This window comes from Haloferula sp., from assembly GCF_049672945.1.
In the GTDB taxonomy this organism is placed as follows: Bacteria; Verrucomicrobiota; Verrucomicrobiia; order Verrucomicrobiales; family Akkermansiaceae; genus Haloferula.
Genome location: NZ_JBATWY010000054.1, coordinates 1 through 12,810 on the forward strand (window position 1 = coordinate 1; position 12,810 = coordinate 12,810).

At 57.7% G+C, this 12,810-nt stretch carries 9 protein-coding genes and 2 tRNA genes; 5 read left to right on the forward strand and 6 right to left on the reverse strand.

Annotated features, from left to right (window positions below; genetic code table 11):
* The 3 genes from WBG04_RS04485 to WBG04_RS04495 all read right to left on the reverse strand — a co-directional run.
* Positions 1 to 1,974: ATP cone domain-containing protein (locus WBG04_RS04485; protein WP_424313182.1), on the reverse strand; the 1,974-nt coding region annotated here is incomplete at its 3' end.
* Between the two features lie 274 nt (positions 1,975 to 2,248).
* Positions 2,249 to 3,343, reverse strand: coding sequence for a ribonucleotide-diphosphate reductase subunit beta (locus WBG04_RS04490; protein ID WP_424313183.1), 1,095 nt, complete (start codon positions 3,341 to 3,343; stop codon positions 2,249 to 2,251).
* A gap of 748 nt (positions 3,344 to 4,091) precedes the next feature.
* Entirely contained in the window at positions 4,092 to 5,150 is a 1,059-nt protein-coding gene (locus WBG04_RS04495; RefSeq protein ID WP_424313184.1) for a M42 family metallopeptidase, read from the reverse strand.
* 391 nt (positions 5,151 to 5,541) lie between these two features.
* Here WBG04_RS04495 and WBG04_RS04500 point away from each other — a divergent pair.
* The 5 genes from WBG04_RS04500 to WBG04_RS04520 all read left to right on the forward strand — a co-directional run bounded on the left by WBG04_RS04500 (position 5,542) and on the right by WBG04_RS04520 (position 8,788).
* Positions 5,542 to 5,627 (forward strand) — tRNA-Tyr (locus WBG04_RS04500).
* Between the two features lie 221 nt (positions 5,628 to 5,848).
* Complete coding sequence (locus WBG04_RS04505) at positions 5,849 to 7,414, forward strand: sulfatase (RefSeq protein WP_424313185.1); 1,566 nt, start codon at positions 5,849 to 5,851, stop codon at positions 7,412 to 7,414.
* Between the two features lie 3 nt (positions 7,415 to 7,417).
* Positions 7,418 to 8,383, forward strand: a complete 966-nt coding sequence (locus WBG04_RS04510) for a hypothetical protein (RefSeq protein ID WP_424313186.1) — start codon at positions 7,418 to 7,420, stop codon at positions 8,381 to 8,383.
* A 96-nt stretch (positions 8,384 to 8,479) separates the two neighbouring features.
* Positions 8,480 to 8,561 (forward strand) — tRNA-Leu (locus WBG04_RS04515).
* A gap of 23 nt (positions 8,562 to 8,584) precedes the next feature.
* Positions 8,585 to 8,788, forward strand: coding sequence for a hypothetical protein (locus WBG04_RS04520; RefSeq protein ID WP_424313187.1), 204 nt, complete (start codon positions 8,585 to 8,587; stop codon positions 8,786 to 8,788).
* Between the two features lie 12 nt (positions 8,789 to 8,800).
* Here WBG04_RS04520 and mqo read toward each other — a convergent pair whose 3' ends face one another.
* The 3 genes from mqo to WBG04_RS04535 form a co-directional block, all read right to left on the reverse strand.
* Positions 8,801 to 10,297 carry a malate dehydrogenase (quinone) gene (gene mqo, locus WBG04_RS04525; RefSeq protein WP_424313188.1) on the reverse strand — a complete coding sequence of 499 codons (1,497 nt, stop codon included), beginning with the start codon at positions 10,295 to 10,297 and terminating at the stop codon, positions 8,801 to 8,803.
* Between the two features lie 135 nt (positions 10,298 to 10,432).
* Entirely contained in the window at positions 10,433 to 11,917 is a 1,485-nt protein-coding gene (locus tag WBG04_RS04530; RefSeq protein ID WP_424313189.1) for a rhamnulokinase, read from the reverse strand.
* A gap of 26 nt (positions 11,918 to 11,943) precedes the next feature.
* The gene (locus tag WBG04_RS04535) at positions 11,944 to 12,705 is read right to left on the reverse strand and encodes a DeoR/GlpR family DNA-binding transcription regulator (protein WP_424313190.1); all 762 of its coding nucleotides are present in this window, start codon (positions 12,703 to 12,705) and stop codon (positions 11,944 to 11,946) included.
* Positions 12,706 to 12,810 lie beyond the last annotated feature (105 nt).

A 12,810-nucleotide genomic window follows, 5' to 3' on the forward strand; every position in this document is an offset into this window, starting at 1 on the left:
GTAGCGCTGCTCGAAGGCTTTGCCGTAGAGGTCGTGGAGGTCGGGGGTCTCGTTGGCGCGGAAGAGGGTCCAGTCGGCGCGCTCTTCCATGCGTTTCATGAAGAGGTCGGGGATCCAGTTGGCGGTGTTCATGTCGTGGCAGCGGCGGCGTTCGTCGCCGGTGTTTTTGCGCAGTTCCATGAAGTCCTCGATGTCGTTGTGCCAGGACTCGAGGTAGGCGCAGCCGGAGCCGCGGCGCTTGCCTCCCTGGTTGACGGCGACGAGCTGGTCGTTGTGCAGCTTGAGGAAGGGAATGATGCCCTGGCTTTCGCCATTGGTGCCCTGGATGTAGCCGCCGGTGCCGCGGACGGCAGTCCATGAGCCACCGAGGCCGCCGGCCCATTTGCTGAGGAAGGCATTTTCGGCGACGCCGCGGATCATGATGGACTCGATGGAGTCATCGACCTTGTAGAGGTAGCAGGAGGAGAGCTGGCTGTGGAGGGTGCCGCTGTTGAAGAGGGTCGGGGTGGAGGAGCAGAAGCGGCGGCCTTTGTAGAGGTTGTAAAGGCGGATGGCCCAGTCTTCGCGCTTGGTTTCCTCTTTCTTGAAGAGGCCCATGGAGACTCGCATCCAGAAGAACTGGGGGGTCTCGAGGCGGCGGTGCCTGTCGCCGGTTTTGTCGACGATGAGGTAGCGGTCGTAGAGGGTCTGGATGCCGAGGTAGTCGAAGTCGAGGTCGGCGGAGGGGTCGAAGGCTTCGGCGAGCTTGTCGAGGTCGTAGACTTCGAGGAGTTCGGGCGAGAGGCGTTTGATGGCGACGCCGTGCTTGAGATATTGCTTGAAGGCGACCTGGTGGGCTTTCTTGATTTTCTCGACGCCGTCCCTGGCGATGCTCCAGTCGAGGACTTCCTCGTAGATGTAGGAGAGGAGGATGCGGGCGGCGAACTTGGCGAAGTCGGCGTCTTTTTCGATGAGCGACTTGGCGTTGAGGATGATGGTGTTCTTGAGGTCCTTTTCCTTGATTTCGGCGCCGACGGAGCGGCGGAGTTCGCGTTCGATCTCAGCTTCGTCGAGGGTCAGGGTGAGGCCGATGGAGGCGAACTGGATGCGCTTCTTGAGTTCGGTGCCGTCCCAGAGCTTGGTTTCGCCGTCGTCGGTGATGACGGTGATGAAGAGATCCTGCGAGGGGTCTTCGGCGCTGTCTTCGAGGTCGATGCGCATGCGGGCGCGCTCGTCGCGGTAGCGGATGTAGTGGGCGGCGGCCTTGAAGTGGCCCTGCTTCATGAGTTCTTCCTGGACCATGTCCTGGACGTCCTCGATGTGGACGAAGGAGTTGTCGCCATTGCGGACACGCTCGGTGACGCCTTTGGCGATGTCGGTGGCGGGCTCGGGAATTTCGTGAATGGTGAGGAAGGCTTTTCTAACGGCGATCTCGATCTTGGTTTCGCTCCAAGGCACGACGTTGCCATTGCGGCGGATCAGGCGGACGGGCAGGGCGTGCGGGGCGGTGCCGGCGGAGATGCTGCCGCCCTTCTCGATGGAACGGCGGAAGGCGAGGGATTTGGCGACGTCGTAGGCATCATTCTCGAGCAGGGCTTTCTCGATGAGGAGATAAAGATCGCCTTCGGAAAGGCGGAGGCGGCCGCCGTCGTCGAGAGTCTTGGTGAGTGAGTTGGCAACGGTGTGGGCGACGTCGGAGACGAACTTGCGGTTCTCTTCGGTGAAGATGGTTTCGTCCTCGTGCTTGCGGGCGATGAGGAGGTCGGTGAGGGATTCGCCGATGGCATCGGCGACGTTTTCGAGGGAAAAGTGGGCTTCTTCGTTGCCGCGGGTGACGGTGATGTCGGTGATCGGCTTGCGGCGGTCGGCGTGGAGGACTTCACGCCAGGAGTAGGCGCTGCCACGTGAGTCGGCGGTGTCGCTGGTGACGGCGAAACGGTCGGTGATGACTTGCTTGAGGTTGAGATCTTCGTCGAGGTTCAGATTGGTGTACATGTGTGTGAGGAGGCGGGGTGTGGTCTTTTTGTTTAACGGGTGGACGTGTTGCTGGCGGGAGTGGTTTGACTGGATGTGGAGCGACTTTCTGGGCGGGTGATGCAAAGGGAGCGGCTTGGTAATGCGGGCTTTGGGGATCAGGATCTAGGGGCTGGGGGTCAGAAAGGCAGGTAGAGCTTTGTGGCGGAGTGCCTTTGGTAATTCTAGCCCCTAACCCCTGAATCCTGAATCCTGACCCCAAAAGGCCAGTAGCCAGAACAGACGCCTCGGCACACTAGAGGTCGTCGTCGTCGACATCACCGAGTGCTGAAGCTTTCTGATACTCGGTGACGCGGCCTTCGAAGAAGTTCTGCTCCTTCTTGATGTCCATCATTTCGGCGAGCCATGGGAAGGGGTTCGAACAGGTGCCTTCGGCGTTGAGCGGGGCGAGGCCGCAGGAGGCGAGACGACGGTCGGCGATGTAGTCGATGTAGGTCTCGAAGTCGGCGGCATTGAGGCCGATGCCGGCGACGGGCAGGCAGTCGCGGATGAACTCCTTCTCGAGGCGAATGCCTTCTCTCATCGTGTCGCGGAGATCCTGACGGAACTCTTCGGTCCAGATATCGGGGTTCTCGTCGATGAGATCCATGAGGAGGTTGCGGAAGACTTCGATGTGATTCGACTCGTCGCGCAGGGTGTAGCGGAACATCTGGCCGATGCCCGGGAACTTGTTCTGGCGGTAGAGGCTGAGGATCATGCCGAAGAGACCGTAGAACTGGGTGCCCTCCATGACCTGGCCGAAAAGGAAGATGTTCTTGGCGAGGTCCTGCTTGTTGGAAGTCACTGTCAGGTCGATGTCGCGGCGCATGGCCTTGCTGTTCGAGGTGACGAAGTGATTCTTGGCGGTGATCGATGGGACGTCCTCGAACATCGCTTCGGCTTCGTGCGGGTTGAGACCGATCGAGCTGAGCATGTAGACCAGGGAATCAGCGTGGATGTTTTCCTCGTGGGCGTGGCGGCCGAGGACGAGCTTGAGCTCGGGTGCGGTGACGACTTCGCGGACGACGTGGAGGATGTTGTCTCCGACGATGCCTTCGGCGGCGGAGAAGTAGCCGATGCCCATTTTGATGATCCAGCGTTCGACGTCGGAGATCTCATCGGAGCGCCACTGCTCGACGTCCTTCTGCATCGGGATGTCCTCGGGCTCCCAATGGTTGTTCTTCTTCGTTTTGTAGAGGTCGTAGGCCCATTGGTATTTGAGCGGCAGGATGTTGAAGAACATGGTGTCCTTGCCGTTGATGACTCTCTTGGCGTTGAAGGCCTGTTCGGCTTTTTCCTTATCGAGAACAAATGTGCGGGTGCCGAGGGTGACGGTGGTGGTGGATGACATGGTTGGGAGTCGTGTTATCAGGGGTTGCAGCTGGAGTGCTTTAGATCAGTGAAGTTGTTTTGCTGGTGTCGCACAGCGTTGTGAACCATGCCGAAATCGGCCTTTTGGGACAAGTTTGTTTTGCTCATATGGTATCCACAAATTATTAACACTACCACATGTAGTGTCTTCGTTTTTCACAGACGATTTGACAAAACCGTCACGGTGTGCCATAGGCCGGAAAATCAGGCCCCTTTCGAAACCCGGGCCATGGGGCGTAGTGGTCACCTAGGGCCAAGAAAAATTTTGCGGTCTTCCATCGGGTGAAAGTGGGCGCGCAAATTTTAAAATGTTAGACGACTTGCTGGCGGTGATTCACTTGAGAGACTGGAAATGAGCCGCTTACGGATTGCAAAACTTTGGTATGAGCGGAGCGCATGGATGGAAAGCCCAGCGATGATTCCTGAGGAAATCGCGCAAACTGAGGGAGTTAAGCCCGCTTCGCGGGAGTGCCGAGTGATCAGTTGGCAGTGATCAGTGAAAGGCACTTGAGTGGTGTGGCGGGTAGGTCAAGGGGGAGACTTGTCGTCCCCGGCGGCGGTAGGGCTGAGCGCCCCTGAGATGGATCTATCCCTCGGTGTCTCCACGCATCGACCCTCGGGGATCGTGAGTCCTCGCTCTTTGTCGGTCGCGAATCGATCCCCTGAGGGCCCGACCCATCAAAGCTCCGGACTGCAGGTTATCGCTCCTGGTGGGGGCGCTACGCGCTTTAGAAGGCCCACTTTCCTTGATCGAGTTCGCAGACGCAGGCGGTGAGGAGTTTGATGCAGGCGGCGATGTCTTCCTTGTGGGACATCTCGATGGTCTGATGAATGTGCCGGGTCGGGATCGAAACGGCGCCGGATATCGAGCCACCGGGAACCATGCGCTGAAGGCTGGCGGTATCGGTGCCGCCGGCCGCGAGAATCTCGGGTTGCCACTTGATCTTGTTCCGCTTCGCGACCTCCTTCATGTAGGCGATCATGCGGTAGTCGCAGATCACGGAGGAATCCATCAGCTTGATGGCAGCCCCCTCCCCCAGCGCGGTGCAACGTTCCTGAGGCACGGAGCCGGGGACGTCGTAGGCGATGGTGGTATCGAGGCCGAAACCGAAATCGGGCTTCACTTGAAGCGCGGCAACGTGGGCGCCACGCAGGCCGACTTCCTCCTGAACGGTGAAGGCCGCGTAGAAATCATAGGCGGGCTTCTTCTTTGATTTCTTGAGGGCGCGGAGAGTTTCCAGCAGGACAAAGACGGAGACGCGGTTGTCGAGGGACTTGGCATTCACGCACTCCCCCATCTCCTTGAGTTCGGTGTAGCGGGTGACCGAGTCGCCGATGCTGATCAGCTTGTCGACGTCTTGCTTGGACATGCCGGTATCGATGAAGAAGTGCTTGATCTCGGCCTTCTTGCCGCGCTCTTCGGGCGACATGATGTGGATGGGTTTCGAGCCCATCACGCCGAGGATGTCCTTCTTTCCATGGATGATGACGCGCTGCGACGAGAGGGTTTTCGGATCGAAGCCGCCGACCGGATTGAATCGAATGAAGCCCTTGTCGTCGATGTGGGTGACGATGAAGCCGATCTCGTCCATATGGGCGGCGACCATGGTCTTCTTTTTGGAGGAGCGGCCCTTTTTCAAAGCGATGACGTTGCCCATGTTGTCAGTGCTGACCGAATCGGCGAGACCCTTGAGTTCGCTGAGGACGAGTTTGCGGATTTGCTTTTCAAATCCCGGAGCGCCGGGGGACTCACAGATGCGGGCGAGAAGTGGGACGTCGATTGGCATGGGGATCCGATAGATGGAAGATGGCCGATGAGCGATGGCATAGTTGGAAAAAGAACGCCGCCAGGCTTCCGATGTCTTTCGTTTCGAGATCCGGCCATTTCGGCTGACGAAGCATCAACATGAAGTCCCCTGGTCCTTTCGAAACGAAACGGCCTCAATTCCGGTTCCTGGCGGGCGATGGCTCCCGCATGAATGATAAGCGACTCGATGATCTCGAAAGGCGCCACTACCGGAGCGCGCTGGCGATCCTGGTGCTCGAGGTCTATTACCGCTATTTGCCAGCGAGCAAGTGAGCGGCGCAGGAGAATCCGGTCATCCGATGCGAGCGGACCGTTTTTCCCTTGCCAAAGGCATCCCTGCTTCCTACTTCTCCGCCCCCTCCGCAACCAATGGGCAGATACCAGAGCGGTCAAATGGGGCAGACTGTAAATCTGCTGGCGTGAGCCTACGAAGGTTCGAATCCTTCTCTGCCCACCATCTTCATTTCCAATGAGATGGGAGGTCTGGAAAGGGACGGGATGATCTGGTTCGACCAAGCTCCCCGGCATTTTCCCGCCAAGCTCGAGCCAGTACTCTTCGAAGCGCGACTTAGCCGGGATCGGCACCGAGCGAAGCATCCACCTTTTCTCAACTTCGCTGATACAATCGCCCGAAAAGACTGTATTAAATCACAGGAATCGATTCCTGTTTTCCCACCCATGACACGACTCAGATCCATTTTCATCGCCGCGGCTTTGTCTTTTTGGCCTGCACTGCTTGCAGCAGACGATACGAAGCCGCCAAACATCGTCTTCATTCTGGCGGACGACCTTGGCTGGTCGGACACCTCACTCTACGGCCACACCAAGCTTTATCAGACCCCGAATATTGACCGGCTGGCCAAGCGGGGAATGACTTTCTCCCGCGCCTACTCGGATAGTCCCCTTTGCTCCCCCACCCGTTCCGCCATCCTCACCGGTCTGAGCCCGGCCCGGACGGGGTTGACGACGCCGAACTGCCACTTGCCCGCCGTCACCCTCAAGGCGAGTCCAGGCAAGAAGGCACCGGCAGGCAGCAAGGCGATTGCTCCCACACCGGTAAGCCGCCTCAATACCACATACGCCACCTTGCCCAAGACTCTCAAGGCGGCGGGATATGCCACCGGGCATTTCGGCAAGTGGCATCTCGGCACGAAGCCCTACTCTCCTCGGGAGCACGGCTTTGATGTCGACATCCCGAACTGGCCCGGTCCGGGACCGGCCGGAAGTTTCGTCGCTCCATGGAAATACCCGAACTTCGATCCGGATCCGGACGTGCCGAACCAACACATCGAAGACCGCATGGCCAAGGAGGCCGTTGCCTTCATGGAAGCGAACCGGGACAAGCCCTTCTTCCTCAACTACTGGATGTTTAGTGTTCACGCACCCTTCGATGCCAAGAAGGATCTGATTGAAAAATATCGCAAACTCGTCGATCCCGAGGATCCGCAACGAAGCCCGACCTACGCTGCAATGATCGAGAGCATGGATGATGCGGTGGGAACCCTGCTCGACGCCATCGACCGCCTCGGCATTGCGGACAATACCATCGTCATCTTTTTTTCGGACAACGGAGGAAACATGTACAACGAAGTCGATGGCACCACTCCGACGAGCAACGCCCCGCTACGAGGCGGCAAGGCCAACGTCTTCGAAGGTGGAGTCCGTGTGCCGTGCATCGTCGCGTGGCCCGGCCTGGTCACTCCTGAAAGCCGTAGTGATGCCATCATCCAAGGCTGCGATTTTTATCCGACCCTCATCGATGCGCTCGATCTCGAGGCACCGAAGAATCAGCCCTTCGATGGCATCAGCATCGTTCCAGCCCTCAAGGGTGGAGCGCTCGATCGCGAGGCGATCTTCAGCTACTTCCCCCACAATCCCCCGATTCCAGAGTGGCTGCCGCCATCGATCACCGTGTGGCGTGGCGACTGGAAGCTGATCCGCCTTTTCCATGAGGGAGAAGACGGCGGTCACCGCTGGAAACTCTACAATCTCAAGGAGGATCTGAGTGAAAAGAACGATCGGTCCAAGCAGGAACCGGAACGGGTGAAGGAACTCGATCTTCTGATTGAGCGGTTTCTTGCTGACACCAAAGCCGTGACTCCGATCCCCAACCCCGACTTCAAACTTTCCGCCTATCATCCGGAGCGCGAGGGGGTCGGCAAACTCAAGCCAACTTCAAGGCCGAAGCCCGGTGCCAAGAAGAAGCCTGCCGCACCGAAGGCGAAAGCCAAAAAGGATTCCTGATCCGTGCGAACCTGCATTCCAACGATCACGCTGATCCTCGGCCTTTTCTCTCCCGTGATGGCTCAGCCATCGTCAGAACCCGGAGAGCTGCTTTTCATCGAAAACGACAAGATCAAGGTCGGTATCGACCGCAGCAAAGGGGCTTCCATTACCTGGCTTTCGTGGAAAGATTATCCCGGAAACGTGGTGAACATCCATGACCCGGGCCGACTGATCCAGCAGTCCTACTATGCAGGCCGTAGTTTGGATCGTCAGGCAGACGGACAAAGCAAGAGCTGGAGCCCCTGGTCGTGGAATCCGATTCAGGGGGGAGGCGTCGGCTCGTGGGCACGCGTCAGCCGTTTCGAGAAAATCGACGGAGTGACACTCTACGGGGAAACGATCCCGAAGCTCTGGGACATGCCCGATGAGGAGGCCGAGGCGACGATGGAGCAGTGGACAGGATTCGAGCCCAATATGCCCGATGTGGTCGTCGTCCGGAATCGTCTGGTGTCGAAGCGCCAACCCGGCGACCGCTGGGGCCCGGCAAAGCATAGCCCCCAGGAAGTGCCCGCCTGCTACTTCACGCGCAATTTCGATCAGTTCATGGTCTACCTTGGAGGAGGTCAGTGGAAAACTGTCGAACAGAAGGTCGGCCCACCATGGGGAAAAGCACGGCCGCCACTCCGGGCGATGGCTTGCTTCAATGCCGAGGGTCAGGGCATTGCGGTCTTCAGCCCCAGCTCCGGGGAGTCCTGGAACTTCGGTCCCCACGTGGCGACGATGTCTGATGATCCGCAAGGCGGGCCATGCGTCCACATCGCCCCGGTCTCGAGGGTCCATCTCGGACCCCGATCGACTTACGAATACCGCTACTGGCTGATCGTTGGCGACCGGGAATCGATCACCGCCAGGCTCGACTCGCTTTGGGCCCTCTACTCTAAAGAACGTGGAAAACTCACGAATTCCAGTGACCCCTCCGCCAACTGAGCGCGGATTGCCAGCCGCAGCCTGAAAGGATGAATTTCGAAGGTGATCGAGCTTTGTCTGGCCAACCGGCCATCCTGCTGCGAAAGATTTCCCAACGCCGGGGTGGCGGAATTGGTAGACGCACCTGATTTAGGTTCAGGCGGAGCAATCTGTGCAGGTTCGAGTCCTGTCCCCGGTACTTTTCCAGCAAACCATCGAACCATGAACGAGCTCAAGGAACGCCTCGCCGCCATCGGCCTCAGCCCGGAACAAGTCGACCAAGCGATCGAGACCGTTGCCGGATTCGTAAAGGAAAAACTCCCCGAGCAGTATCAACCGATGGTTGATGATATGCTCGAAGGCAAGACCCCTGATCTTTCCCAGATAGCCGGTGGCCTGCTGGGCAAGATGAAGGACCTGTTCTGATTTTCCTGCGGCTCAGAGCTCCAGATTCTTCGTCGCCTTGGCGGAGACTTCCTTGAAGTAATCCGCGTTTTCCGGGAGCCGGATGTCGACGTCGTACGTGGGAATCATTGCTTTCATCCTCGCCGCCCCTTCGGCCGTTTCGAGCAATTGCGGGAAGCACTTTTTCAAGACCTCGAGGACAATGTGCACCGATACGGAGGCACCGGGTGACGCGCCTAACAGCGCCGAGATCGTCTTATCGGCATTGGTGATCACTTCGGTTCCGTAGTGGACGATACCTGCTTCTCCATCCGTCTTCTTGATCGCCTGCACCCGGATGCCGGCGTCAATCAACTTCCAGTCTTTCGCTTCGGCGGCAGGGTAGAAGACATGCATCACTTCCATCCGGTCATTCATGCTCTGAGTCCCCTGTTGAACGAGATATTTTACCAGATCGAGATTGTGGATTCCGATCTTGATCAGCGTGGCGATGTTGTCCGGCTTCACCGAAAGCGGGAGGTCGGTCATGCTTCCCTTCTTATGCAGGAACTTGGTGGTCCATGCTGCGAAGGGGCCAAAAAGGAGAGTCTTCTTGCCGTCCAGAATCCGGGTATCGAGATGAGGCACCGCCATCGTCGGTGCGGCATCGAGCGGCTGACCGTAGACCTTGGCCTGATGTCTTTCGACGATTTTAGGATCTTCGCAGACCAGCCACTGGCCGCCGATCGGGAAGCCACCCAGGCCCTTGGCTTCAGGAATGCCGCTTTTCTGAAGGAGCGGCAAACTTCCGCCGCCAGCACCGACAAAGACGAACTTGGCCGTGTTCGTGCGGGTCTCGCCCGTTGCCAGATCCTTGATCTTCAGACTCCAGCCGCGGCTCGTCTTGGTAAGATCGGTAACGCGATGACCGGTCGCCATTCCGCATCCGTCCTGGCCTTCGAGCCATGCGAGAAGCTTGCGGGAGATGTTGCCGAAGTTGACGTCGGTTCCGGAGTCCATCTTGGTGGCTGCGATCGGCACCTCACCCCGACCTTCCACCAGCAGTGGTGCCCATGATCCGATCGTTTCGCGGTCCGTGGCATATTCCATTTCCGAGAAGAAATGGTGGGCCGCCATTCCCGCGTGGCGGGCTTTGAGGAAATCCACCTGTTCCTGGCCGTGCACAAAGCTGAGATGGGGTACGGGATTGATGAACTCCTTTGGCTTGTCGATCATTCCTTCGGAAACCGCATAACCCCAGAACTGCCGGGATTTTTCGAACTGTTCGAAGATGTTGACCACGTTCGAAACATCGACGCTGCCATCGGGTTCGCGATGAGGCGTGTAGCTGAGTTCGCAGATTCCCGCGTGGCCGGTGCCGGCATTGTTCCAGCCGTTCGAGCTTTCTTCGGCAACGTCGTCGGTGACTTCGTAGACTTGGATTTTCAGCTCGGGGGACAGCCGCTTGAGCAAGGCTCCGAGATTTGAAGACATGATGCCGCTACCGATGAGAACAACATCAGGGTTATCAATATGGCTGGAATAGTTCATGAGAAGTGGTGGGGTCGCGACCCCAATACGGGCGATTGATTTGGGAATGATTTATGGGAACGAAAACAAGATGAGCAACGTCCCTCGGGCAGGTTTCTAATCAGTAGGTAGACTTGGTGAGAAACTCAATAAAACTCAGGGGCGATTCGTGATCATCGAGAATTTTTCACTCGCCTGTTGCCAGACTTCATCACCAACCGGCGTGTATTCTGTCACAGGGAAGGATGCCGCGACGATCGCCCGCCCCTCGGCAAGCGTGGAGATCGTTCCATCCGCCATCATTTGCGCAATGATATTGCCGAGGCCGGTTGCCTCCACCGGGCCGGCCTTGACGGTGACACCGAGGGCATTCGCGGTGAATTGGTTGAGAAGTTCGTTCTGACAACCTCCACCGACAATATGCAGCACCTCCGGAGGCGAGTCCGCGTACTTGATGAGCTTCTTCCAGACCTGAGCATAACGCATCGCAAGCCCCTCGGTAATACAGCGAATGACCTCGCCCGGATTCCTTGGCACATCCTGACCCGTCTCTCGGCAGTAGTCGCAGACTTTCTCGGGCATCTTGCCAGCTTGGGCAAATCGTTCGTCATCGGGATCGATGAACGAGCGGAAAGGTTCGGCCTCGACCCCGATCGCCGCCAAATGCGCGAAAGAGTAGTCCTCGCCCTGGCTCTGCCAATAGCGCCGGGACTCTTGAATCAGCCAGAGGCCACAGATGTTTTTCAGAAAGCGCACCTTGCCGCCGATTCCAATCTCATTGGTAAAGGCATCATCGAAGGACTGATCCGAGATGATCGGCTCGGGCAGCTCCAGCCCCATAAGCGACCAGGTCCCACTGCTGAGGTAGGCCGGAGTCGCCGCTTCACTCGGCACCGCAGCTACGGCACTTGCCGTATCATGACCTGCGACGGTGACCACCTTGAGATCCTTGAATCCCGTCGCCTCGCAAACGGCTTTGCGCAGCGTTCCGAGAATCGTCCCGGGGTCCGAAATCTTACCGAACAAGTGTTTCGGTATTCCAAGTTGCTCGATCAGATCGAAGTCCCAGTCCTTGGTGACCGGGTTGTAGAGTTGTGTGGTGCTGACGAAACTCCGCTCCTGCGACTTTTCGCCCGAAAGCCAGTAAGTAAGAAGGTCCGGGATAAAAAGCATGTCCTGCGCCTCGCCCAGAGCACCGCTCTTCGACTCCACTTCCGAAAGAAGCTGGAAGATCGAGTTGAAGAACATGAATTGGATCCCGGTCTTCTTGTAGATCTCCTCTTTGCCGACCTTGGAGTAGGCGAGATCCATCATCCCCTCTGTCCGCGAATCACGATACTGGAAAGGCAGTCCAAGCATGGCTCCTCCTTTATCCAAAAGCGCGTAGTCCACTCCCCAGGTGTCCACACCCACGCTTACGGCCGCATCGCCGTATTTCTTATATGCCAGCTTCAACCCCTCGAGAATGCTCTGATAGAGGCTGGTGATATTCCAATGCCAGCCGCTGGGAAGCTCCAAAGGCGTGTTCTCAAAACGGTTGAGTTCGTGGAGTTCGATACGCTCGCCATCAAATTCGCCTGCGAGGACACGGCCGCTTCCAGCCCCAAGATCAACGGCAAGGTAGACTCTTTTTTGATTCATAAATGAGTTTCTGTCGGAGAAAGGACCTATTCTGCGATGATCACCTCGCAACCGCAATCGCGAAGCTGGTCAAGAATTCCAACATCCGCCGCAAGGTCCGTGATGACCCGGGAAAAACACCGGGTTTCCCCGAAGAAATACTCGGAGCATTTTCCCAGCTTTCTCGAATCCGCCAGCAGCACCACGTCATCCGCCATATCGACGAGCACCTGCTTGAAACCCGCCTGCTCTTCAAAGGCTTCACTGGCACCGCGTTTGGCATCCAGACCCACGCAGGAAACAAACGCGGTATTGATGTTGAAACGCCGGAGCGCCGAGACGCTGTCGCTCCCCACGAACGTCTGCGTTTTCTGGTGATAGCGTCCACCGGTCGAAATCAGCTCGACATGATCCAAGCGAATCAAGTGGTCGATGACGGCGTAGGCGTTCGTCACCACACGGTAGGACAAATCCGGAAGCGAACGGACCAGCTCGAAGGAGGTCGTACTGCTGTCGAAGGCGTAGGTCCTTCCGGGCTCAATCAAGGAAAGCGCGGCCTTCGCGATCGCCGATTTCTGCTCCACCCGAATCCCCCGACGCTCGGCAAAGGACTGCAACTTCGGCCTGCCGTTCAGACAGGTCGCCCCGCCATGAGTCCGGGTGAGATGATGGCCGTCAGCAAGCAGCTGGAGATCCCGGCGTACAGTCTCATCGGTCACGCTGAATTCCTGAGCGAGGTCGACGGTTCGCAGCGAACCCCTCTCATCGAGGAGGCGTAGGATTTGTTGATGGCGTTCGGAAGCAAGCATGTCGCGTTCAGATGTGGGTTTTTCTGTGTTTTAATTGGTTTTTGCAATATTTTTCTTGGTTTTTCTTCGGATTCGACCCTAAGGAGGCCCCAGCAAAGCAATTTA